General features: G+C 41.2%; 20 protein-coding genes. 10 read left to right on the forward strand and 10 right to left on the reverse strand.

Features of this window, described 5'->3' with window-relative positions:
* Positions 1 to 2 precede the first annotated feature (2 nt).
* From ABD930_RS02630 to atpD, 8 genes are all read right to left on the reverse strand, one after another.
* Entirely contained in the window at positions 3 to 1,511 is a 1,509-nt protein-coding gene (locus ABD930_RS02630) for a 2-isopropylmalate synthase (RefSeq protein WP_345230140.1), read from the reverse strand.
* A gap of 161 nt (positions 1,512 to 1,672) precedes the next feature.
* Positions 1,673 to 2,731: a ketol-acid reductoisomerase gene (gene ilvC, locus ABD930_RS02635; protein ID WP_345230141.1), complete on the reverse strand. Its 1,059-nt coding sequence runs from the start codon at positions 2,729 to 2,731 to the stop codon at positions 1,673 to 1,675.
* Positions 2,732 to 2,798: 67 nt separating this feature from the next.
* Positions 2,799 to 3,248: a DinB family protein gene (locus tag ABD930_RS02640; protein WP_345230142.1), complete on the reverse strand. Its 450-nt coding sequence runs from the start codon at positions 3,246 to 3,248 to the stop codon at positions 2,799 to 2,801.
* 29 nt (positions 3,249 to 3,277) lie between these two features.
* A complete protein-coding gene (gene ilvN / locus ABD930_RS02645; RefSeq protein WP_345230143.1) occupies positions 3,278 to 3,868 on the reverse strand; it encodes an acetolactate synthase small subunit in 591 nt (196 codons plus the stop codon).
* 270 nt (positions 3,869 to 4,138) lie between these two features.
* Positions 4,139 to 5,890, reverse strand: coding sequence for a biosynthetic-type acetolactate synthase large subunit (ilvB, locus tag ABD930_RS02650; protein WP_345230144.1), 1,752 nt, complete (start codon positions 5,888 to 5,890; stop codon positions 4,139 to 4,141).
* 128 nt (positions 5,891 to 6,018) lie between these two features.
* Positions 6,019 to 7,713 carry a dihydroxy-acid dehydratase gene (ilvD, locus tag ABD930_RS02655; protein WP_345230145.1) on the reverse strand — a complete coding sequence of 565 codons (1,695 nt, stop codon included), beginning with the start codon at positions 7,711 to 7,713 and terminating at the stop codon, positions 6,019 to 6,021.
* 361 nt (positions 7,714 to 8,074) lie between these two features.
* Complete coding sequence (gene atpC / locus ABD930_RS02660; RefSeq protein ID WP_345230146.1) at positions 8,075 to 8,332, reverse strand: ATP synthase F1 subunit epsilon; 258 nt, start codon at positions 8,330 to 8,332, stop codon at positions 8,075 to 8,077.
* Positions 8,333 to 8,358: 26 nt separating this feature from the next.
* Positions 8,359 to 9,864: a F0F1 ATP synthase subunit beta gene (gene atpD / locus ABD930_RS02665; RefSeq protein WP_345230147.1), complete on the reverse strand. Its 1,506-nt coding sequence runs from the start codon at positions 9,862 to 9,864 to the stop codon at positions 8,359 to 8,361.
* Between the two features lie 378 nt (positions 9,865 to 10,242).
* Between atpD and ABD930_RS02670 the strand changes: the two genes are divergently transcribed.
* The 4 genes from ABD930_RS02670 (at position 10,243) to ABD930_RS02685 (ending at position 13,562) form a co-directional block, all read left to right on the forward strand.
* Positions 10,243 to 11,163 (forward strand): SDR family oxidoreductase, encoded by a 921-nt coding sequence (locus ABD930_RS02670; RefSeq protein WP_345230148.1) that lies wholly within the window; start codon positions 10,243 to 10,245, stop codon positions 11,161 to 11,163.
* Between the two features lie 107 nt (positions 11,164 to 11,270).
* On the forward strand, positions 11,271 to 12,257 hold the full coding sequence (gene floA, locus ABD930_RS02675) for a flotillin-like protein FloA (protein ID WP_345230149.1): 987 nt from the start codon (positions 11,271 to 11,273) through the stop codon (positions 12,255 to 12,257).
* Between the two features lie 26 nt (positions 12,258 to 12,283).
* On the forward strand, positions 12,284 to 12,985 hold the full coding sequence (locus ABD930_RS02680) for an RluA family pseudouridine synthase (protein ID WP_345230150.1): 702 nt from the start codon (positions 12,284 to 12,286) through the stop codon (positions 12,983 to 12,985).
* Positions 12,986 to 13,106: 121 nt separating this feature from the next.
* Complete coding sequence (locus ABD930_RS02685; protein WP_345230151.1) at positions 13,107 to 13,562, forward strand: ubiquitin family protein; 456 nt, start codon at positions 13,107 to 13,109, stop codon at positions 13,560 to 13,562.
* On the opposite strand, the gene mtgA is transcribed toward ABD930_RS02685, so the two are convergent.
* Together mtgA and ABD930_RS02695 are read right to left on the reverse strand one after the other, a co-directional pair.
* A complete protein-coding gene (gene mtgA / locus ABD930_RS02690) occupies positions 13,559 to 14,347 on the reverse strand; it encodes a monofunctional biosynthetic peptidoglycan transglycosylase (protein WP_345230152.1) in 789 nt (262 codons plus the stop codon). The two genes, ABD930_RS02685 and mtgA, sit on opposite strands and share 4 nt — an antisense overlap.
* 342 nt (positions 14,348 to 14,689) lie before the next feature.
* Positions 14,690 to 15,574 carry an AraC family transcriptional regulator gene (locus ABD930_RS02695; RefSeq protein WP_345230153.1) on the reverse strand — a complete coding sequence of 295 codons (885 nt, stop codon included), beginning with the start codon at positions 15,572 to 15,574 and terminating at the stop codon, positions 14,690 to 14,692.
* Positions 15,575 to 15,872: 298 nt separating this feature from the next.
* On the opposite strand from ABD930_RS02695, the gene ABD930_RS02700 reads away from it, so the two are divergent.
* From ABD930_RS02700 to ABD930_RS02725, 6 genes are all read left to right on the forward strand, one after another.
* The gene (locus ABD930_RS02700) at positions 15,873 to 17,423 is read left to right on the forward strand and encodes a sodium:solute symporter family protein (RefSeq protein ID WP_345230154.1); all 1,551 of its coding nucleotides are present in this window, start codon (positions 15,873 to 15,875) and stop codon (positions 17,421 to 17,423) included.
* A gap of 136 nt (positions 17,424 to 17,559) precedes the next feature.
* Positions 17,560 to 18,495, forward strand: a complete 936-nt coding sequence (locus ABD930_RS02705) for a dihydrodipicolinate synthase family protein (RefSeq protein WP_345230155.1) — start codon at positions 17,560 to 17,562, stop codon at positions 18,493 to 18,495.
* A 119-nt stretch (positions 18,496 to 18,614) separates the two neighbouring features.
* On the forward strand, positions 18,615 to 21,677 hold the full coding sequence (locus ABD930_RS02710; protein WP_345230156.1) for a SusC/RagA family TonB-linked outer membrane protein: 3,063 nt from the start codon (positions 18,615 to 18,617) through the stop codon (positions 21,675 to 21,677).
* 9 nt (positions 21,678 to 21,686) lie between these two features.
* Positions 21,687 to 23,156: a RagB/SusD family nutrient uptake outer membrane protein gene (locus ABD930_RS02715; protein ID WP_345230157.1), complete on the forward strand. Its 1,470-nt coding sequence runs from the start codon at positions 21,687 to 21,689 to the stop codon at positions 23,154 to 23,156.
* Positions 23,157 to 23,205: 49 nt separating this feature from the next.
* On the forward strand, positions 23,206 to 24,339 hold the full coding sequence (locus ABD930_RS02720; RefSeq protein ID WP_345230158.1) for a sialidase family protein: 1,134 nt from the start codon (positions 23,206 to 23,208) through the stop codon (positions 24,337 to 24,339).
* Between the two features lie 17 nt (positions 24,340 to 24,356).
* Positions 24,357 to 25,547 (forward strand): exo-alpha-sialidase, encoded by a 1,191-nt coding sequence (locus ABD930_RS02725; protein ID WP_345230159.1) that lies wholly within the window; start codon positions 24,357 to 24,359, stop codon positions 25,545 to 25,547.
* Positions 25,548 to 25,556 lie beyond the last annotated feature (9 nt).

A 25,556-nucleotide genomic window follows, 5' to 3' on the forward strand; every position in this document is an offset into this window, starting at 1 on the left:
ACCTATACAAATTTGTTCAATGCATCGAGGTAAGCATTGGCCGAGGCTCTAACGATATCGGTACTGAATCCATAACCCATATACGATTTATCGCCATGGATTACGCGCATATCCACTTTACTCACATCATCGCTTCCGCCATGGATGGAATGGATATTAAATTCTTTGATTTCGTTATGGCTGCCAAGAATACTTTCGATTGCCTTTATTGTTGCGCTTACGGGGCCGTTTCCACGAGCAGTTGCTTCGTGTTCGGATCCTTTATAGTTTAGTTTAATTGTTGCTTCAGGATCACTTTGGTCTCCTGTCGTTACTTCTAATGAATTAATGGTTACGCCATTCTTGAAATTGGTTTCCGCTTCATCGCCCATAAGACGTAAAAGATCATCATCTTTGATCTCTTTTTTCTCATCCGCTAATAGCAGGAAACGTTGGTACGTCTGATCCAGATCAATGCGGTCGATGGCATATCCTAAGCGCTCTAAATGATGTTTAAGGGCGTGCCTGCCACTTCTGGCGGTAAGGATGATTTCTGATTGATCGATACCGACATCTTCCGGATTGATAATTTCATATGTCTCGCGATGTTTCAACACACCGTCTTGGTGTATACCGGAGCTATGTGCGAATGCATTTCGACCAACAATAGCTTTGTTAGGCTGAACAGGCATACGCATCATGCGGCTCACCGTGCCACTTAAAGGATAGAGATGTTTGGTGTTAATATTGGTATGGAGGTTTAGCGATTGATGCGTTTTAAGCACCATCACGACCTCTTCTAATGAAGTGTTGCCTGCACGTTCACCTATACCGTTGATCGTACACTCTACCTGCCTCGCGCCATTTTGGAGACCAGCGATGCTATTGGCTGTCGCTAGGCCCAGGTCGTTGTGGCAATGTACAGCGATAATCGCTTGATCAATATTTTTAACATTTTCTTTTAGAAAGCGGATTTTAGCGCCATATTGTTCGGGTAAGCAATAACCATTAGTATCGGGGATATTAACGACGGTAGCTCCTGCTGCAATCACGGCTTCGATCATTTGCGCTAAGTATTCGTTATCCGCTCTACCGGCATCTTCAGCATAAAACTCCACATCTTCCACAAACTGTTTGGCATATTTCACCGCTTCTACAGCACGTGCTAAGATGGCTTCACGGGTACTATTAAATTTATATTTAATGTGCATGTCTGAAGAACCAATCCCAGTATGAATGCGCGGCCGTTTAGCATGCTTCAATGCTGCTGCTGCACAATCTATATCACCCTTATTCGCACGGGTTAGCGCACAAATAATGGGTTCGCGAACAACTTTTGAAAGTTCAACCACACTTTGAAAATCACCCGGACTGGAAATCGGGAAACCGGCTTCAATAACATCAACACCCAAAGCTTGTAAGGCTTCGCCAATAATAATTTTTTCTGGGGTAGTCAATTGTGAGCCGGGCACCTGTTCTCCATCGCGAAGTGTGGTGTCAAAAACGAATATGCGATTAGGATCGTGTAACATTGTTTTATTTTTTTATTAAGTATTTAGTACGAAGTACTAGGTATTAAGACATCAATATCAAGTATTAAGACCTTTCTCTACCTTGCCGTATTCCTCTTGTCTATTTTATTTCAATCAGGTATCAACCGATTGGTGAAGATACCTGATTGCCGAAAACTGATTTACGCTTCTACCGTTTGATTTTCTGGACGTAAGCTGCGTACAGCTTGACCAGCTTGCCACATTTCACTTTCGCGCAGTTCTTTTAATTCTGCTTCTAATTTTACGCGATAGTCTGGTTGGCTATTCAAGTCGATCGAACGTTGTGATTCTTTACCTGTTGCTACGCTGTTGTAAAGTTCTTGAAACACTGGAGCAGTAGCGTCGCGGAATTTTTTCCACCAATCAAGTGCCCCACGTTGAGCGGTAGTAGAACAATTGGCATACATCCAATCCATACCATTTTCTGCAACTAAAGGCATTAAGGATTGAGTCAACTCTTCTACGGTTTCGTTGAAAGCTTCCGAAGGAGAGTGTCCATTGTCGCGCAACACTTGATATTGGGCAGCAAATATACCTTGAATAGCCCCCATTAAGGTACCACGCTCGCCGGTTAAATCGGAAAATACTTCTTTTTTGAAGTCGGTTTCGAACAAGTAACCACTACCTACAGCAATGCCTAAAGCAATTACACGGTCTTTTGCCTTTCCTGTTGCATCTTGATAAATAGCATAGCTTGAATTTAAGCCGCGTCCTTGTAAGAACATACGGCGTAAGGATGTACCTGACCCTTTGGGTGCAACTAAAAATACATCTACATCTGCAGGAGGAATAATGCCGGTTTGCTCATTAAAGGTAATACCAAAGCCATGAGAAAAATAAAGGGCTTTACCTTTAGTCAAATTTTTCTTAACAGTTGGCCAAAGCTCAATTTGAGCGGCGTCACTTAATAGATAGCAAATGATAGTTCCTTTTTCCAAGGCTTCTTCAATTTCAAACAAGGTTTCTCCCGGTACAAAACCATCGGCTACAGCTTTATCCCATGATTTAGAATTTTTGCGCTGGCCAACAATGACGTTGATACCGTTATCTTTTTGGTTCAAAGCCTGTCCGGGGCCCTGTACTCCGTAGCCGATAACAGCTACTGTTTCATTTGCTAATACTTCTTGTGCTTTCTGTAGCGGAAATTCTTCACGCGTTACAACCTCTTCTATTGTTCCGCCAAAATTAATTTGTGCCATTGTTTTTAGTTTTTATTTGATAAATTTATTATTGTTTAATCCTTCGTTTTTTTAATCGACTTCCCGTCTAATTTTTCGCTTTCATTGCCTTTTTGATAGCGGTAGCAAAGCCAAGATGCAGGGCATCATGTACCGGGAAATAGTTAACCGCATCTTGAATGGATAACAACTCTATTCCGTAATGCAATTTAGTTGGTGTAAAATTACGGAATATCTTGCTTTTTAAGTCTTCTGCTAACGCTACAAGCAGCGAAAAAGCCAGCTTTTTTAACTGATCTATTTCCTCTTGACAAACAAAAGCCTCTGGCTTAGATCCCCGTTGGTATTTTATAAGGAACTGCTCATCTATCTTTAGCGGCAATCCAGCTAAGGTATAACAAAGTTTTTGCTGGCTAACAACTAGGTGCCCGAAATTCCAGGCAATGTTATTGTTGAAGCCATGAGGAATAGTATTAACGTCATCGATGGTAAGCTCATCCATCAATAGCATAAAATTTTTCCGTGTTTGAACAGCCATATCAATGCTGGTTATAGCCATAGCGCCCCTTACATGCTAAATACGTTATCTTGCTTATCCAAGTATTCATTTTCCACAACTTCTTCCACGGGTTCAGCACGTTCAAACTCTTTGAGTTTTTTATGAAAACCTTCGCTGTCTTTAATGATAGCAATGCGTGCGCTGCGAACAAATTCTATTAAATTATATTGCGCCAGCGCTTCAGTTAGCTTGTCAATCTCTTCCCGATGTCCTGCGGTCTCAAAAACCGTATAATCATTTCGGATAACTACAGCATGAGCACCGTATTCCCGCAGTAGGCGTTCAATAGGAGCCTTTTCCGTTACAATTTCGGTAGGTACTTTATACAGTGCCTGTTCTTGCCAAATAACTTCATCATTGGTGTTATAGTACGCTTTTAATACCTCTACCTGTTTTTCGATTTGACGGCAGAGTTTTCGTACTACTTCTTCTGATTCGGTAATCACAATTGTAAAACGATGGATGCCATAGGCCTCCGATGGAGAAGTATTCATACTCTCAATATTGATTTTCCTACGAGAGAAAATCGTAGCAATCCTACCGATCATTCCGATGGAATTTTCGGTATAAAGCGTTATCGTATATTCTTGTTTTTCCATTACAAATTAAAAATTAAAATATTTGTCTTCTTTTTTCCGCAAAAAGAAGCAAAACTGAGCGGAGCGATCTCATGAACTCCTATTGGTATCTATTATGCTGTGAATAACCTCGCAGCTTAAAATTTTTCTTGATGGGTTCTACTTTTACTTAGCCTGTGCTAACTCGAAAAATTTTGAGGCTGCACCTAAGCATATGAACGGATAATACCTACGATAGCTAACGTCCCATTCATTGTCTTTTCGCTTTAAAGCTTTTTTACTTTTGAATTTTTATTTTAATCGTATCTCGCTTACACTGCTTCCTTGTGGTACCATAGGGAAAACATTGTTTTCTTTACCAACCATCACTTCAAGAAGATAAGAACCATCATGTTCCAACATTTCTTTTAAAGATGCTTTCAAATTTGCACGGTCTTCGACACGTTTTCCTGGAATATGGTACCCTTTGGCTACCGTGATGTAATCCGGACTCGTGATGTTGACAAAGGAATAGCGTTTATCATGGAATAGTTGCTGCCATTGCCGTACCATGCCTAAGAACTGGTTATTTAAAATCAAAATTTTAACCTTGGCACCAAACTGCATGATGGTACCTAATTCCTGTATGGTCATTTGGATACCGCCATCGCCAATAATCGCAACAACGGTACGATCAGGAGTGCCATACCAAGCACCGATAGCTGCTGGAAGACCAAAGCCCATTGTCCCTAAGCCTCCGGAGGTAACGTTACTTTTGCTTTGCTTAAAACGTGCATAGCGACAAGCTACCATTTGATGTTGGCCTACATCCGTAACAATAACTGCATCGTCATGGGTAAGTTCATTTAATAGATTAATGACTTCTCCCATCGTCATCTGACCTTCGCTTGGATGCAGTTCAGGTTGAATGACTGCTTCCACTTCTTCTTTGGCTAGCGCGCGAAACCGTTGTAACCATTCTTCATGTTTATTTTCGCGAACCAGTTGGGTAAGCAAGGGGAGTGTTTCTTTACAGTCGCCCCATACCGGTACCGTGGTTTTAACATTTTTATCAATTTCTGCAGGGTCGATATCTAAATGAATAATGTTAGCTTGTTTCGCATATTTATCTAATCTGCCGGTTACGCGATCATCAAAACGCATTCCGATGGCAATTAAGACATCACATTCATTGGTTAATACATTAGGAGCATAATTGCCGTGCATGCCTAACATACCCACATTAAGTCGATGGTCTGTTGGTAGGGCGCTTAGTCCCATAATCGTCCACGCGGCAGGTATTCCCGTTTTTTCAATAAACGTTTTGAATTCTTGTTCTGCCTTCCCGAGAATCACACCTTGCCCAAATAGGACAAATGGTTTTTTTGCTTGGTTGATGAGCTCTGCAGCTTTTTCAATATATTCTTTACGTACAATGGGAGCAGGACGATAACTTCTGACATGGTTACAAGGTGTGTAACCTTCATAGTCAAACAACTGCAACTGGGCATTTTTGGTGATATCAATTAAGACAGGGCCAGGCCGACCGGTTTTTGCGATATAAAATGCTTTTGCCAGTGCCGCGGGGATTTCCGATGCATCGGTTACCTGGTAGTTCCATTTCGTAACGGGCGTAGTAATGTTAATTACATCGGTTTCTTGAAAGGCATCTGTTCCAAGTAATTGAGCAAAAACCTGTCCGGTAACGCATACAATAGGATTGCTATCAATCATGGCATCAGCGAGGCCAGTAACCAAATTCGTTGCTCCCGGACCGCTTGTTGCAAATACTACACCTGTTTTCCCGGAAGTGCGGGCATAACCTTGAGCTGCATGAATGCCTCCCTGTTCATGACGAACCAGGATGTGTTTTAACCGGTCATTGTAATCGTAGAGTGCATCATAAATAGGCATGATAGCTCCTCCCGGATAGCCGAAGATCGTATCCACTCCTTCAGCAATAAATGCTTCCAATACAGCTTGGGAACCTGATATCTGTGTTGTTGTCGCTTTTTCCTCTAGACCTTGCTGAGGAGTGTCTTTGGTGATTTCGAGCGTATTCATATGTATAGTATTTGGTACTTAGTATATTATAGTACGTAGTATTTTATACTGTTTTGTCTTATTATAAGCGTTTTCTGCTTTACTCTTTAAGCTTTCCGCCTTTCGCTTTAAGCCTTCTGCTTTCTGTTTTATTCATCCGTTACGCAACCTTCTGCCGCAGTAGAAACTGATTTAGCATATTTATACAATACACCTTTAGACACCTTAAGCGAAGGTTTTTTCCAGTTCTTTCTCCGTTCGGCAATAATGTCATCTGCTACTTTAAGATTAATGGTATTGTTAACGGCATCAATTTCGATAATATCATCATTTTCAACGAGGCCTATAAGTCCTCCGTCATAAGCTTCTGGGGTAATGTGGCCAACGACAAAGCCGTGCGTACCACCGCTGAAACGGCCATCAGTAATTAAAGCGACACTTTTTCCTAAACCATAGCCAATGATGGCGGAAGTTGGTTTTAGCATTTCCGGCATACCGGGTGCCCCTTTTGGCCCTTCGTTCTTTATGACGACAACGTCGCCCGGTTTCACGACCCCATTGGCTAAGCCTTCAATGAGATGCTTTTCTCCGTCAAAAACGCGGGCTGGCCCCTCAAAGCGTTCTCCTTCTTTGCCGGAAATTTTAGCTACGCTACCTCCTTCGGCCAAGTTGCCATAGAGAATTTGTAAATGGCCATTTGGTTTTAATGGCTTATCCAAAGGCTGCACAATATCTTGATCAATTTCGTTAATGGGTGTAATCGTTGCTAAATTTTCGGCTACGGTTTTTCCGGTAACGGTAAGGCAATCGCCATGAAGTAACCCTTCATTTAACAGGTATTTCATAACAGCTGGGGTCCCACCATATTGGTGCAAATCTTGCATGAGGTGCTTGCCGCTCGGTTTAAAGTCGGATAATACCGGCGTAGTATCGCTCATGCGTTGAAAATCGTCTTGGGTGATTTCCACGCCAACACTTTTTCCTATAGCAATGAAGTGTAAAACTGCATTAGTGCTTCCACCTAAAACAATGATAAGCCGTAAGGCGTTTTCAAAAGCCTTGCGTGTCATGATATCAGAGGGTTTAATATCCTTTTCCAGTAAAATACGTATATATTTTCCTGCTTCCAGGCATTCTTTCTTCTTTTCTTCGCTTACCGCTGGATTGGAAGAAGAGTAAGGCAAACTCATGCCTAAGGCTTCAATAGCAGAAGCCATGGTGTTTGCGGTATACATCCCGCCACAAGCACCGGCACCAGGGCAGGTATGCTTCACCACACCCAAGAAGTCCTCGTCAGAGATGGTTCCCGCTATCTTTTTGCCCAATGCTTCAAATGCCGATACAATGTTTAACTCTTCCCCTTTATAATAGCCTGGGGCAATCGTGCCACCATAAACCATAATTGCTGGGCGATTTAATCTTCCCATGGCCATAATAGAACCAGGCATGTTTTTGTCACAACCGGGGATGGTGATTAAGCCATCATAATATTGCCCTCCACATATTGCTTCGATGCTATCGGCGATAATATCCCTACTAACCAAAGAATAGCGCATGCCATCGGTACCATTACTCATGCCGTCGCTGACGCCAATGGTGTTGAAAATTAATCCAACGAGATCATGATCCCATACGCCCTTTTTAACTACTTGGGCTAGGTCATTTAAGTGCATATTGCAAGTATTGCCATCATATCCCATACTGGCAATTCCCACTTGCGCTTTATTCATATCTTCATCGGTAAGGCCAATCCCATAAAGCATTGCCTGAGCAGCGGGTTGTGTTTTATCTTGGGTAAAAACCTTGCTATACTTATTTAGTTCAGTTGTTTGTTTAGTTGGCATATTGTTTAAAATATGTAGTTTTTTATTAAATGTAAATAGATAGATTGTTCCCTCAGTATTTGTTTTCCCAAAATAGGAGCTTCTGTTTAATTTGGCAATAGTCGAAAAGGATTTCTTGAATTTGGTATTTTATTTCGTTTCTTCGTTTTTAACGAAATATAATTTTAAATATACTGTTATTTTTGATATATAAGAGTTTAATAGATAGACCAAAACCTAATATGGTATACGGTATGTGTTTATGCATGCATAGTATTTGGGGGTGGTTTTCTGCCTAAAATGATGCTTTAGTCTGGAAAAATGCAAAAAATAAAGCCCGATAACCTAAGATTACCGGGCCTGTTTTTTGTTTTATGTTGAATTAATTTTCGTCCGCTATAACACCTTCTGCAAGCACCGTAATTTTATTATTGAGCACTTCGACTACGCCCCCTTTAATTCGAATAGTTTCGACAGCTTTATTGTGGCTGCGGATAATAACATTTCCGTCTTCTAATGTTGAAATAATAGGGGCATGATCTTTTAAAATCTCGAAAGATCCTGCACACCCAGGTACGGTTACTGAAGTTGCTGTTCCGTTAAATACAGACTGATCGGGTGTAATAATGTTAAGTTCCATATCGTAGGGATTCCTTATCCTAAATATTAGGCGTTTGCCTCTTCCATTAGTTTTTTGCCTTTCGCAATGGCATCTTCAATACTACCTACCAAGTTGAAAGCAGCTTCGGGATACTCATCCACTTCACCGTCCATAATCATATTAAATCCTTTAATCGTATCTTTGATGTCAACCAGCACTCCTTTTAAACCGGTAAATTGCTCTGCTACGTGGAATGGCTGCGATAGGAAACGTTGTACTCGGCGTGCACGGGAAACGACCAGCTTGTCTTCTTCAGATAGCTCGTCCATTCCTAGAATAGCAATAATATCTTGTAACTCCTTGTAACGTTGTAAAATTTCTTTGACCCGTTGTGCCGTGTTGTAGTGCTCATCACCTAAAATAACAGGGTTCAGAATCCGTGAAGTGGAGTCTAATGGATCCACTGCCGGATAAATACCTAACTCGGCAATTTTCCGGGAAAGTACCGTTGTTGCATCCAAGTGCGCAAAGGTCGTGGCCGGAGCAGGGTCTGTCAAGTCGTCTGCAGGTACATAAACGGCTTGTACGGAGGTAATGGAACCCCGTTTAGTAGAGGTAATACGTTCTTGCATTAAACCCATTTCGGTAGCCAATGTAGGTTGGTACCCTACGGCAGATGGCATACGGCCTAAGAGTGCGGATACCTCAGAGCCAGCTTGTGTAAAGCGGAAAATATTATCGATAAAGAAGAGAATATCTTTACCAGCGCCTTCACCGTCACCATCACGGAAATATTCAGCAATTGTTAAACCGGAGAGTGCTACACGGGCGCGAGCACCTGGAGGCTCATTCATCTGTCCGAAAACAAAGGTTGCTTTAGAATCTTTTAGCGCTTCTGTATCAATCTGCGCTAAATTCCATTCCCCCTTTTCCATGCTATGGAGAAATTCATCGCCATATTTGATAATACCGGATTCCAACATTTCACGGAGCAGGTCATTTCCTTCACGTGTACGTTCGCCAACACCTGCAAATACCGAAAGACCGGAATATGCTTTAGCAATATTATTGATCAATTCTTGGATCAATACTGTTTTCCCTACACCCGCTCCTCCAAACAATCCAATTTTTCCTCCCTTAGCATAAGGCTCTAATAAGTCGATTACCTTAATACCGGTATAAAGCACTTCGGTTTCTGTAGAAAGATCTTCAAATTTTGGAGGTAAATTATGGATCGGGCGGCCATTTGATTTATCGAGATTAGGGATACCATCAATGGCATCTCCAACGACGTTAAATACGCGGCCCTTTATGTCATCGCCAATAGGCATCTTGATAGGGGCTCCTGTATCTTTTACGGGCATGCCACGAACAAGGCCATCTGTTGAATCCATGGCGACAGTACGTACGTGCTCTTCTCCTAAATGTTGTTGTACCTCTAAAACAATACGTTGTCCGTTTGCTTTTTCGATTTCCAATGCGTCGAAAATTTTCGGTAATTGAGCATCGCCAGCAAAGCTAACATCTACTACAGGTCCGATTATTTGCGCTATTTTTCCGGTGTTGGACATATAAGAAACTATGTTTTTTAAATAATGTACAGATTTATTGCCATTTAAGGGCTTTAATTCGGACTGCAAAAATACATTTTCTCATCGAATATCAAACACTTAAATGAAAAGAATTTTTATACTCCCATTGGTCTAAGTCTTAGGCCTTTATTTGTAACTACTATACTGATGGTGTATAACAAATAGGGCTATCGGAAAAAATATCCAAAAGGACCATAAATCCGTGATCTCGAACGTAGAAAGAGGTGTCATTTCTGCCGTAGCTATTGATTTTTTTAGTACACATTAAACAAAATGCTTCTAGTTGTGTCTAATGAAATATGACATGGTTAATGGCTTATACCCGTTTCATTGTCAAGAAAAATTAAATCTTTACAGATGAAGAAACTATTGGTTACAGGAAGTAATGGCCTATTAGGGCAGAAATTAACAGCTGCTATTTTGAACGATGATAGTCATCGCTTTGATTATATCGCATCGTCTCGCGGAGTCAATAGATATCCCATAAAAACAGGCTACGTTTATGTAGATTTAGATATTACCGATCATAAACAAGTAAAGGAGATGTTAAAGCGTTACCAACCAGACGTGATTATTAATACGGCTGCGATGGCTAATGTAGATGCTTGCGAACGCGATCCGGAGGGTAGCTACCAAGTAAATGTTGCTGCGGTAGCCAATCTGATAGCACTTTGTGAAGACCAGGCTATTCACTTCGTAAACCTATCCACCGATTTTGTTTTTGATGGTGAGGAGGGGCCTTATGCAGAAAATGATTTGCCAAATCCGTTGAACGTATATGGTAAGCATAAAGCCGAAGCTGAACGTTTATTACAGGCTGCAGTTTGTCCGTGGACCATTGTACGGACCATTTTAGTGTATGGTATTGTACCCGATTTAAGCCGTAGTAATATTGTTTTATGGGCGAAGGAGGCTTTAGAAAGTGGTCGAGAAATTAAAGTGGTTAAGGATCAGTGGCGTATGCCTACATTGGCGGAAGATTTGGCTAAGGCTTGCTTGACAATAGCGGAACGCCGAGCTGAAGGTATTTATCATATTTCGGGAAAAGATTTATTTAGTATCTGCGAATTAGTAGAAGTCGTAGTAGAACATTATCGTTTAGACGCCTCGTTTATTTGCAAAGAAAGTTCGGTAGGCTTAAAGCAAGATGCCGTTCGGCCCAAAAGAACCGGTTTTATCTTGGAAAAAGCCTATAGCAAACTCGATTATGTACCCCATAGTTTTGGCGAGGGCTTAAAATTGATGGATGAACAGCTCGCTCAGTTCAAAAAGACTTAATCAGGGTAAATTATTTTTAATTGAGCAGATAAAAAAGTATCTTTAGCCAATACGCCTTGGAGGAATGAGGCTGTCTTTTATTTTTTATCTGTTAAAATATGATCAACATGGAACCTGCATTATCTCCCATACTGATGATTATTGGTGCGATTATCGCGCTTTTTCTAATTCTATACATTTTACCTGTCAATTTATGGTTTACAGCGCAATTGTCGGGTGTAAAGGTAAATTTGCTTAATTTGGTGTTGATGCGCTTGCGTAAAGTTTCTCCTTCTTTGGTGGTAAATGCCATGATTACCTCAACGAAGGCCGGATTGAATATCACGTCCAATGATATTGAAACGCATTATCTGGCTGGTGGTAATGTCAATAATGTTATTAAGGCGCTCATATCGGCAGATAAAGCAAATATTCCCTTGGATTTTAAGTTGGCTACTGCAATAGACCTAGCCGGTAGGGATGTGTTTGATGCGGTTCAGATATCGGTAAATCCGCGCGTCATTAATACGCCACCGGTAGCTGCAGTAGCCAAGGATGGTATTCAACTGATCGCCAAGGCGCGCGTAACGGTACGAGCAAATATTAACCAATTGGTAGGCGGGGCAGGGGAAGAAACCATATTAGCTCGGGTTGGTGAAGGGATTGTAACCACCATTGGCTCTGCTAATAATCATAAAGAAGTTTTAGAAAATCCAGATAAAATCTCAAAAACGGTCTTAGAAAAGGGTTTAGATAGCGGTACTGCCTTTGAAATCCTTTCCATTGATATTGCGGATATTGATATTGGTGAAAACGTTGGGGCAAAATTACAAACAGATCAAGCGGAAGCCGATCTAAAAGTGGCCAATGCTCGTGCCGAAGAGCGTCGGGCCATGGCAGTTGCTTCTGAGCAGGAAATGCGTGCTAAGGCGCAGGAAGCACGAGCAAAAGTTATTGAGGCCGAGTCGCAAATCCCTTTAGCTATGGCGGAAGCTTTTCGTAACGGTAACTTGGGTGTTATGGACTATTATCGTATGCAAAATATTCAGGCAGACACCGATATGCGCGAATCCATTGCAAAGCCGGGAGCCGAAAATAAAGGGAAGAATAAATAAAACGTTTCCTTAACTTTGCGCATTGTATGAGCATGGCGAATGGACCTATTACCGATAGAGACGTACTTTACGAAGATAATCACTTGATCGCTATTAATAAGCGTGCGGGAGATATTGTGCAGGTAGACCAGACAGGGGATGAACCGCTCGATGAAAAGGTCAAGCAGTATTTGGCGAAGAAATATAATAAACCTAACGGAGCTTTTTTAGGAGTAGTTCATCGACTAGATAGACCCGTTAGTGGCGTTATATTATTTGCCAAAACAAGTAAGGCCCTAGATCGAATCAATAAGCTATTTAAGGAACGGGAAATGCACAAAACGTATTGGGCGGTAGTGCGTAATAAACCGGCTACAACAGCAGGCACATTGGTGCACTGGTTGGTAAAAAATACCCAAAAAAACGTTACTAAAGCATACGACCATGAGGTTAAAGGGAGTTTACGTGCAGAATTAAGGTATAAGCTTTTAGGAGAATTAAATGGGTATTATTTGTTGGAAGTCGACCCTATAACTGGTAGACCCCATCAAATTAGGGTTCAATTGGCTACGCTCGGATGTCCCATTGTTGGCGACAATAAATACGGTTATCCCAGAGGTAGTTTAAAAAAAAGTATCTGCCTTCATGCCCGTCGATTAACATTTGAACATCCCGTGAAAAAGGAACCTGTACATATTTTTGCAACATTACCCCGGGATGGTTTCTGGGAGCGGTTCGAGGATTTTTAGTTGTGCGTTACCAGTTGTCAGTTGCGAGAAGTAGTAGCATGTCAAAATTCTACTTTAGGCTTTCCGTTCTTATAACATACAACTCAAAAAGCTTTTTATTTTTTATTTTTGAATTTAAAACATGGAAAGAATTTGGATATATCAGGCTTCAAGACCACTTAATGAGCGCGAAGAAGAAATGGTATGGAATAAATTAGCGCAATTTACGGCGCAATGGAAAGCACATGGTGTTCCATTGGCAGCTACTGTTGAAATCAGATACCATTTATTTATTATCCTCTCGGTAGATCAATCGCATGCTATGCCGAGTGGCTGTTCGATTGATACGTCTGTTCGTTTGTTAAAAGAGCTGGAGCAAGAGCTTAGGATTTCGTTGTTCGACCGCATGCAGATCGCTTATCGTGCGGAAGATGATATTCGGGTGGTGTCCCGTACCCAATTTGAACAATTAATAGCGGATGGAAAAATCACAGCGGATACGATCGTATTTAATAACCTCGCCTCCAATAAAGATGAGCTAGCCAAGCAATGGGAAGTACCGTTTAAGCAAAGCTGGCACGCTAAGGTATTTGCTTAGTTAGGGACTTGGCTGTAATTAAGATAGCGAGCAATTAGAGAGGCTCTTCGGTTAATATAGGCAGTAGGTTTAGCTGGTGACCATCTTCTCGGGTTAGGTAATACGGCAATAATCAATGCGGCTTGTCTTTTAGTAAGGGCCGCTGGTGATTTTTTAAAATAAGCCGTTGTCGCTGCATATGCACCATATAGTCCGTCTCCCGTTTCTATCACGTTGAGGTAAACCTCCAGAATTCTTTTTTTGCCCCATAATAATTCGATAAGGACAGTGAAATACGTTTCAAACCCTTTTCGTAGCCAAGACCGACCCGGCCATAGAAAGACATTTTTAGCGGTTTGCTGACTGATGGTGCTGCCACCTCGTAAGGATTTACCTGCTTGATTCTTTTCATAAGCATTGCGTATGGCATGGATATCAAAACCCGAATGAACCATAAAATGTGCGTCTTCTGCAGCAATTGCTGCCTTTTTTAGATTGTCGGAAAGTTCATCATAACGTACCCATCTTTTCTCCAATTTCCAATCCTTTCCTTCCCATTTCCGTTCAAATCCACGTTGCACCATTAGCCAGGTAAGCGGTGGATTAATAAAGCGGAGCAGGAATACCCAGCCAATGCTGATAGCAATAAAACAGAGGGCTATGTAGGCAAAGAAAGCACCAAATTTTCGTTGTTTCCATAAGGTTGCCAAGCGGTCTTTTTGTATGGAAGTAGACCTTCTTGTTGAGTGTTTTGGTGCACCTTGTTTGCGAAATGTATTCTTTTTTGGCGAACGTTTGATGGCCATGATAGCATTACCTGATTTTATCAGGCTGCAAAGCTAAAATAAATGTGGGTTTAAAAAAATGTAGGTATAAAAATGTTGAGATACTACCTAATATATTACGCAAAGGATATATTATTCAAAGGCGATACGTACAGAATACGTCCGTTACCTACTGGCGTGATTAAAGGAAAGAACCGAGGTAGACAAATGAAAGATAGCTAACGAACGGACTTAAGCGGACTTGAAGGGAGTTTAGCGGACTTGAGCGGACTTTTTACCTTTTCGATGGCTGATATTGGATTGATTTGGCCCTACTTCAGCAGATTTATACAAAGATAAAAAAATGTTCGAACGATTTTAATACTAAGCAACAAAATTTTCCTTTAGCAGAAATTTACGTTTATAGCTTAATGGCGTAGTTCCCATTACTTTTTTAAAATGCCTATAAAAATTAGATACATTATTGAAACCGCATTCGAAACAGATCACCTCTGTTGGTAACTTGTCTTCCACCAGTTGCCTGCAAGCGTGACTTACCCTAATTTCGATGAGAAAATCATAATAGGTTTTATTGGTCATTAATTTGAAATAACGGCAAAAAGAAGTTTCACTTAAGTTAGCTATTGAAGCAATTTCCTCTAAACTTATTTCTTTTTTATAATTACTAAGGGTGTATGTACAAACGTTATTCAGTCGAATCGTATCTGCATCATTAGATTTATAAAAATAGTAAGCAGAAGCAATGGTTAAGTACTCTTCCGTCTCTGCCAATATGTTGAAAATAGACAATAGTGTGATTAGCCTATCCAAGCCTGTTGCATGGGTAGCTTTGTGCATTAATTCAACTAACCTCACCCGTGCTAAACCGATGATTTTTATCCCTTTTTGTGCTTTCTCAAAGATCCTCGGGAGCTGATAGGCCTCGGGTAAGCTTAGAAACTCACGGCCTAGGCAATCGGGCCGAAATTGGATAACAATGGCTTCTACCTTATTTTCGGGATGATTTTGGTAATATTCTTCATTGCATTGCCACATATGGGGCAGATTACTTCCCAGTAGTAACACCTCTCCGGCTGAAAAGTTGCTGATATTATCTCCGATAAATCGCACACCTTTCCCCCTGATGACATAATGCAGTTCCAGTTCAGGATGATAATGCCAAACGGAACCAAAATTGGCTTTGACATCATGCCGGACACTAAACGATGTTTGAATCTGTGTAGGAACTTTATGAAAAAATGGTTTCATAATTTTTTTGTTAATGTTTCAGCACTTAAGGCTAAATAAAGATTTATAACGTGGCTATGTTAGCTATAGCATTCTACGAACTAAATTAAGAAAAAGAAAGTCATATGGCAAGCAAATGATAAGATCGTACAAAAAGTGGCTAATAAGCTTTAAAAACCTAAGGTATAATCCTTTCACCTTTGTGAAATGCTAAACTAGCTTGTTTAGTCGCAGCGCATATTCATTTACAGCCGTGGCGCCCATAAGCATAGATTAAAGTGTATTTTTGTAAACGTGCATTTTCAATTAAAAACCAGTAATGAAGAATCTTCCCCTTATTGATTTATGTGTTATTTTTTTATATTTACTCACCATGGTTTTCGTGGGCGCATGGTTCTCACGTAAAAATAAAAGTGCTGATCAATTTACCAAAGCTTCTGGTTCCATTCCCGGATGGGCGATAGGCTTATCCATTTATGCTACCTTTCTAAGTAGTAATACTTTTCTGGGTGTGCCCGGAAAGGCTTATGGAGGCAATTGGAATGCTTTTGTCTTTAGCCTTTCCATGCCCCTAGCGGCATGGGTAGCCGTGAAGTATTTCGTTCCATTTTACCGGGCTACCGGAGAGGTCTCTGCTTATACTAACTTAGAAAAACGGTTTGGTCCGTGGGCGAGGAGTTATGCGGTTAGTTGCTTTTTATTGACCCAACTTGCTCGTATGGGCTCTGTTTTTTTTGGGATAGCCTTGAGCCTGCAAGCACTTACCGGGTACTCCATGGAATTGATTATGATCGTAACCGGTGCTTGTATTATTATTTATACCGTAATGGGGGGGATAGAGGCTGTCATTTGGACGGAAGTTGTGCAAGGGGTAATTAAGACCCTTGGAGCGGTGTTAATTATTTACTTGATCGTAACAAATATGTCTGGTGGAGTCTCCAAGATTATCGACATCGGAAAAACCGATCATAAATTTAGTTTGGGTAGTTTTAAGCTCGATTTTACACAGGCAAGTTTTTGGGCAATTCTACTGTATGGGTTTTTTATAAACCTGAATAATTTTGGGATGGATCAAAACTACGTACAACGCTATCATACGGCAACCTCGGAAAAAGAAGCGGGCAAGTCGGTATGGTTATGCGTTTGGATCTATCTTCCTGCATCGCTCTTATTTTTTGCAATAGGAGCTTGTTTATACGCCTATTATCAAGCAAATCCTGTTTTAATTGAGCCGGTTAAATTACGAGCTGCGGCAGAACGTCTTTCTTCTAATGCTTCTGCTACCGAAATAGCGAAAATGGCAGCAACACTTCAGCCAGCGGATTATGGGGACAAAGTAATGCCTTATTTTATGGTTACTAAAATTCCGGTCGGTTTGGTAGGCCTTATCGTATCGGCTATTTTATCCGCGGCGATGAGTACCATTAGTTCTGGCATGAATGCGTCAGCTACCGTATTTTCTGAAGATATTTATAAGCGATACATCAATCCCAATTTGACTGGAAAAGGCCAACTCCGCTTGCTATACATTGCCACTGCCCTTTTTGGTTTACTGGGCATGTTTACCGGAGTGGCTATGATCGGTGTGAAAAGTGTCCTGGATATTTGGTGGCAGTTATCCGGTATTTTTGCCGGCGGTATGTTGGGACTGTTTCTGTTGGGGATGATGAGTAAAAAAGTAGGTAATCAGGATGCCATTATCGCTGTCATCGTTGGGGTGTTGGTTATTCTGTGGATGACTTTTTCATATCTGATACCAGACGATTATGCTTTTTTACGTTATCCACTGCATGTAAATATGATCATTGTTGTCGGAACCTTGGTTATTTCCCTGACTGGAACGCTGTTGTCCAAAAGAAAACGGAACTGAGAGCTGGTCATACCAAGGAATTATCAATTGGCTAATATCCTATAATACCGCGCCAATTTGCTATAGCATAGCTGCATTTTCGGGGTATACCTTTGTGTTCATCTAATGTACATAAAAAGGATTTACCCTATCATCAATGAGCAAAACATCAAAAGGTTTTATACCCGTAATGCTGACTCCGTTCAAGGAAAACGGGGCAGTGGATTATGACGGACTAACCGCGTTAACGGAATTTTATATACAGGCAGGTGCTTCCGGTCTATTTGCCAATTGCCAGTCGAGCGAAATGTTTAATCTAACGAGTGACGAGCGGCTTGATGTGACCGCACATGTGGTTCGTGTGGCTGATGGTGCGATACCTGTAGTGGCTACCGGGACTTTCGGCGGTACCATTCAACAACAGGCAGATTTTGTGAAGCGGATGTATGAGACCGGTGTAGAAGCGGTCATTGTCATTACTAACATGCTGGCTGCTGAATCGGAAACGGCGGAAGTATTTGATGAACGTTTTAGCCAATTGCTAGCTGCTACGGCAAGCATTCCTTTAGGATTTTACGAATGCCCGGAACCCTTTAAGCGCGTACTGAGTGCACAGCAATTAAAACGTTTCGTAGATACCGGTCGCGTCATTTATCACAAGGACACCTGTCTGGATATTGAACAGGTGAAAGCAAAATTGGCATCAACTCATGATGCATTGGGTTTCGGTTTGTATGATGCCTACATGGTTCATGCAGTAGACTCATTAAAGGCAGGGTCTGCCGGACTTTCCTGTATTCAAGGGAACTATTATCCGGAATTAGTAGTTTGGCTTTGCGAAAATTACGACAATCCAGCTGTTGCAGAACAAGTTGCCTTTGTACAGCAGTTTTTTATCGATCAAATGGATGTCATGCATACGGCCTACCCGCTGGTGGCTAAGTATTTTCTTCAGGAGAGAGGATTGTCCATTCGAAACTTGACCAGAAAGGCCGTTGGACCACTAACAGCCGAACTGAAAATAACAATGGCTCGGCTAAAAGTTGCCTATGAACAATTACTTGCAACGATTGATTTAGATCTGCTACGATAAACGAGCAAATATTGTATAATAATTGGGGAATAAGCGACAAAAATGTGTTGGATAAGCAACAGATCTTTGTTGGATAGAACTAACCATAACGATTACCATTTTAATAAATAACCAAAGCTATGATAAAACCAGTATTTATAAAGATATGGCTTGTCGGTTGTATCATTGCCATGGCCTACAGCCATGCATTGGGCCAGACAGTGATCAACGGAAAAGTAATGGACGCACAAAGCAACGAAGCATTAGTAGGCGTTTCAGTGAAGGCTATTGGCTCAACTGCAGGGACAAGCACCGATGAAAAAGGAAACTATTCCTTAACAGTTCCGCTCAACACGAAAGAACTTGAATTCCGTTTTTTAGGCTATCAAACACAAGCTATAGCCATTAATGGTAGACAAACCATTCCGGTTTTATTGCACCCAGACGATGCCAAGTTGGATGAGGTGGTTGTTGTGGGATATGGAACCGTGAAGAAAAGTGATTTGACAGGTTCTGTAACGACATTGAGTTCTAAAGACTTTAATAAAGGGGCTATTACATCAGCAGACCAGCTGATAGCGGGTAAAGCAGCAGGCGTACAGGTCGTACAAAATAGCGGCGAACCAGGGGGAGGAATATCGGTGAATATCCGTGGCGTAGGATCAATCAATGCGGGAAATAGTCCGCTCTACGTGATTGATGGCCTTCCTTTAGATAATTCCGCTGCAGTTACCGGATCGGGAACCAGTTTTACCGGGATGCGTACCGTTAGAAATCCATTAAATTCCATTAATCCAAATGATATCGCCTCCATAGAGGTATTGAAGGATGCCTCTGCCACCGCAATCTATGGTTCAAGAGGAGCCAATGGCGTTGTATTGATTACAACCAAAAGCGGAAGTTCTGGCGCATTGCGTGTTCAGTATGATGCCTATGCTGGTATGCAAAATGTGGCACATAAAATTGAACTTTTAAATGCACCAGATTATATGCGTGTGATGAATGCAATTATTGATGCAGGTGGCGGTAATGAAAGTCAAAAAATAACAGACATTAGTGGAACAGGAACAAACTGGCTAGATGAAATTTATCATCAACAGGCCGCTATACAAAACCACAATCTTTCCTTCTCCGGAGGAAATGAACATACAACATTCCTGGCTTCATTAAATTATTATGATCAAGATGGTATCCTGCTACATTCCAATAATAAACGTTATACCGGAAGGATTAACTTAGAACATCATGCCGACCGGTTTAAGTTAGGTCTCAGTTTAAGCACGTCTTATAGTAAGGATCTGTATGTGCCCAACGGTATGGACTTGAATGAGCGGGCGGGGATTGTATATGCGGCTATCAATTATGATCCTACCTTAAGTATTTGGGATGATAACGGTAAATACACCTTGTCAAAAGATATGAATATTGATAATCCGCTGGCTATAGCTAATGGAAAGCAAGCGAGGTCAAACCTATACCGTACATTTGGGACCATTTATGGTGAGTATCAACTAGCTGAGGGTTTATCAGCAAAATTAAATGTAGGTGGCGATGTGGTCAATCAACGAAGGGATACCTATGTGAATCGATTAACGATAGATGGTAATGCTGCAGGGGGGATCGCTAGCATTTTGCAGGGGAAAAATAGTAACTATTTAGTTGAAGGAACCATTAATTACCATCGGGATTTTAAGCAAAGTTCATTAAACGCAGTGATCGGTATGACCGGGCAGCGTTTTATCGACAATGATTTTTCTGCGGAAGCAAGAGGATTTCCTGCTGACGTCACGAAGACAGACAACCTTGGCTTAGGAGATCCGACAACCCATATTACCAGCAGTGGTAAAAGCTCGAATAGTTTGCTATCTTATTTAGGACGAGTGAATTATACTTTATTAAATAAATATCTATTCACCACCGCATTGCGTGTGGATGGTTCTTCTAGATTTGGTACGAATAACAAGTATGGCTATTTCCCTTCTGTAGCTTTAGGATGGAAATTGAATGAAGAAGATTTTCTTAAAAATGTAAAAAGTTTAAGCAATCTAAAATTAAGGACTAGTTGGGGGCAGACGGGTAATCAAGAGATCGGAAACTATCAATCCATGTCTACATTTGGTACGGGACTTAAATATGTTTATGATGGTGTTCAAGTTACCTCAACGACGCCCTCCCGCTTGGCGAATCTCAATTTGAAATGGGAAACGTCGGAACAGCTTAACCTAGGATTGGATTTTGGTATTCTTCAAAATAGAGTATCTGGAACGATAGACTGGTATACGAAAAACACAAAAGATATGTTACTGAACTTGCCAGTCCCACGTTCAACAGGGTTTTCTACGATTATGACAAATATTGGAGGAGTACGGAATTCGGGCTTTGAATTCATGTTGACCACAAATAATTTGACAGGTGCATTTAAATGGGATTCTAACATCAGTTTAAATACTTTAAAGAATAAAGTAACCAATTTGGGTGGTATTGAAAATATCATTACAGGATCAGCTGGTTCTACAAGCCAAATCGCTATTATAGAAGAAGGAAAGCCACTAAACTCTTTTTATGGCTATAAGATAGCAGGCATATGGCAGCAAAACGATGATTTTTCAGTAACCGATGACCAAGTTAGTCCAGGCGATATCAAGTATGTTGATACGAATGGTGATCGCGTAGTAAATGCGGAAGACCGTGTGCTATTGGGTAGCTCTTTTCCGAGTTTTATGTGGTCTTTTACCAATACGTTTAGCTATAAAAATTTTGGTCTATATGTATTTATTGAAGGTGTAAATGGAGCAAAAATGCTTAATAATAATCTCGTTGACACCTATTTCCCGGCGAACTTAAAGCGAAATCGTTTGGCGGAACCTCTCCTTAATCGATGGACACCCGAAAATCCATCGTCGATTTATCCTTCTTTTGTCAATCCAAATGGGCAGGGACAGAAAACGGTTAATTCGTATACAGTAGAGGATGCTTCCTATATTCGGTTAAATACGATTAGATTAAGCTATCAGCTGCCGTTGAAAACATCGACCATCAAGGCACTCTCCTTATATGTTTCCGGCCAAAATTTAGTTACCATAACGGATTATACCGGATACGATCCGGCTTTGAATCCTAATGGAAGCGCTAATTTTAGGATTGACTGGAATGCTTATCCATCTGCGAGGACTTTTTTAATAGGGGTTAATTTAGGACTATAATAAAGTGTTATGAAAACGTTAAGATATAGCTACTTGGTACTAAGTATCGGTGCAATGTGCATGCTTCAGTCATGTAGTAAATTTTTAGATGAAGAGGTGTTTTCACAGCTTGCGCCGGAGAACTTTCTAGGAACGAAAGAAGGGATTGAATCGTTGTTGACAGACGCATATGCGCGAACCGCAAATATGAACAGTAACAATTCCATATATGTGTTGGCACCACAAGAATGGCCAACAGATATTTTATATCAATCTGGTGATAATGTTGAACGGACTGCACGCGACTTTATTAATTTTACTTGGGATCCTTCTATTGATTTTTTGACGACAAACTGGGATCCTCCTTACCAAGCGATTCGTGACGCCAATCTGTTGCTGGAGAATATGGAAAATGCCGAGCTTAGCGATGGAGAAAAGAAAGTATATATAGCCGAATGTAAGTTTTTGAGAGCGATCAATTATTATAAGTTGTATTTTATGTTTGGAACAGTTCCACTGCGGACTACAACTACGCAAACGTTGCAATTGGCTAGGGCATCTGAGGAGGAAATACAGCATTTTATAGAAAGCGAATTGTTAGCAGCCATAGCGGATTTGCCCGCCCCGGGAGAAGAGGCAGCCTACGGAAGAGCTCATAAGGCTGCGGCAATGGGATATTTGTGTAAGTTTTACTTGAATACGAAGCAATGGCAAAAAAGTGCAGTGATAGCCGAAGATATGATCAATCAATTCAGCTATGATCTTTTTCCGGAATATAAAAATATGTTTCGGGTGGAAAATGAGCGAAATGCAGAATACATTTGGGTCAGACCGGCGTTTGCCAGTAGTGATCGCGCTACAGCCAATAGTTGGGCTAACACGTCATTTCCAGATAATTTTGCCGAAGCGCCAAGCCTTGGAATTAAATACCTGAGTACATATGTCAATTGGCCTAATGAATTTAGAATTTATGATGATTTCTATAATTCTTTTGAGCCAGGTGATAAACGAAGGGATCTGCTGATCACTTCTTATATAAACAGCGCTGGTCAGACGATATCTTTATTAGGAGATAATAACATTCGTTCATTTAAGTATTGGCCAGATCCAAATGCACAAGGCGCCTCCCATGGCAACGATATTCCGGAGATTCGTTTTGCTGATATTCTCTTGACTAGAGCCGAAGCATTGAACGAGTTAAACGGACCGACCCAAGCGTCGATTGATTTAATAAATCAGGTACGTACTAGGGCTGGCTTGCCTAAATTGGCTTTAAGCGACTATTCATCAACAGAGGCACTGCGTGATCATTTATTAAAAGAACGTGGCTGGGAGTTTTATTCTGAAGGACATCGTCGGATGGATCTTATCCGAATGGGAAAATTTATAGAAAACGCGCAAAAACGGGGTAAAAATGCAAAGGCTTATCACGCATTATTTCCTATCCCACAGGTTGTGATGGATGCTGATCCGTTAATGGTTCAAAATGAAGGATATTAACCTAAATTAGCAGAACTATATTTTAACACCTAATCATGCATACTATAATATGGTAAAGCGATTTTTGATAATAGGACTCATGGCCGGACTTGTTTATTTACCTATATATGCACAGACGCCCAGGAAGGAGCATACGAATGAAAGCATGCCGCAATTAGCTCAAGCTGGCCAAGGAGCTTACCTTAAAGGGGAATTAATTTACCCTTTAGATCATAAACCTACACCGCAATGCCATGCATCTACGATTATTGAAACGCCTTCAGGTATGGTTGCGGCTTTCTTTGCTGGAACAAAAGAGGGAGATCCAGACGTAGGTATACGGATTGCGCACTTGAGCAATGGAAAATGGAGCTGGCCAGTTGAAGTAGCTAATGGCTATATCAATGACTCGTTACGCTATCCTTGTTGGAATCCGGTATTATTTCAGCCCAAAGAAGGACCCCTAATGTTATTTTATAAGGTTGGGCCAAGTCCACAAAAGTGGTGGGGGATGGTTATGACATCTACTGATGATGGGCGCTCATGGTCGGTGCCTAGAAAATTGGGAGATAATCCGAAAATTGGTCATTTGTTAGGCCCAATTAAAAATAAGCCAATTCAACTAAGTGATGGTACGATCATGAATCCCACAAGCATGGAAAGCCCTGGTACAGCAAATGGAATTAAATGGCAAGTGTATTTTGAAATGAGTAAGGATTTAGGCAAAACCTGGCAAGTGGTTGGCCCTATTCATGACGGGGAGAAATTTGATGCTATACAACCCAGTATACTGACCTATCCGGATGGGAGATTGCAAGTTGTTTGTCGTACTGCTCAGGATGTGCTGGTGCAAAGCTGGTCAACCGACAGCGGAAAAACGTGGCGTGAGCTAACTGCTTTACCTTTACCTAATCCCAACTCGGGCACAGATGCGGTTACTTTGCAAGATGGAAGGCAACTATTGGTGTATAACCATACAACGAAAAAAGGAGTAGAACCAAAAGGAAGAAATATGCTTAATGTAGCGGTCTCGTCTAATGGTGAGGAGTGGAAACCAGTGCTTACGCTGGAAAATGAACCCATAGCGGATGGATATGCATATCCAGCAGTTATTCAAGCCAAAGATGGTTTGGTACATATTACCTATACTTTTAATCGGCGATCCATTAAACATGTTATATTGGATCCAAATAAACTTAATTAGTTAACATGAATCGAATAATGAACTATATACTATTGACTGTATTGACCTGTCAAGTAGTTTTATCAAAAGCACAAAGCAATCATCCTAATGAAGTTCCAGGTATAGTCATCGCTCATCAGCCTGCTTCTTCGGGGCAGTATATTGGCTCGCCAAGTATTGCGATCCTTCCGAATGGAGATTACGTGGCCTCGCATGATTTTTTTGGCCCGGCTAGCTCAGAATTTGTTCAGGCGATAACTACCGTATATCGTTCGTCTGATCAGGGAAGGCGTTGGAAGAAAGTCAGCGAAATTCGCGGCGCCTTTTGGTCAAGTTTGTTTGTGCACCATGGTGCACTCTACTTGTTGGGTCCCGATCGGCATCACGGCACTGTTTTGATTCGTAAATCAACAGATGGAGGAGAAACCTGGTCGCAACCTACGGGTACTGAGAATGGATTATTGTTAAAGGGCATGTTCCATTGTGCGCCTGTACCCGTTATTGAGCATGATGGCCGTATATGGCGTGCCATGGAAACCGCTCATGGGCCCATTTTGGAATGGGGAAAACGTTATGGTGCCATGATGATGTCAGCTCCAGTTGATGCAGACTTGTTGAACGCAAAGAGTTGGTCCACGAGCAACTTCTTAACATATGATTCTACCTATCTGGACGGGCACTTTACAGGATGGCTGGAAGGAAATGCCGTGGTAACGCCTGACGGTGGGCTAATTGATTTATTACGAGTAGATGATAAGACCACATTGGAAGAGAAAGCGGCAATCGTCCAGATCAGTGCAGATGGAAAGACAGCGCGTTTTGACGCGCAAAAGGGATTCATCAACTTCCCCGGAGGTAGTAAAAAATTTGCGGTTCGCTATGATGAAAAATCGGCAAGGTACTGGACACTGAGTAACTATATTCCAGAAGCCGTTAAACTACAAAATAAAGGCAAGAATCCGGCTACTATACGGAATACATTGGCTTTAATGAGTTCTGCTGATTTAACCCATTGGCAAGTGCATGAAGTTGTTTTACAACATCCAGACATAGCGAAACATGGTTTTCAATACGTTGATTGGCTTTTTGAAGGAAAAGATATCATCGTGGCCTCTAGGACGGCTTATGATGATGATGAAGGTGGTGCACACAATAACCATGATGCTAATTTTTTAACCTTCCATCGCATTAAAAATTTCAGAACAAAAGCAAGCAAGACGATTCAATAACAGCAAGAA

The sequence above is a fragment of the Olivibacter ginsenosidimutans genome (assembly GCF_039542865.1).
GTDB classification, from domain to species: Bacteria; Bacteroidota; Bacteroidia; order Sphingobacteriales; family Sphingobacteriaceae; genus Olivibacter; species Olivibacter ginsenosidimutans.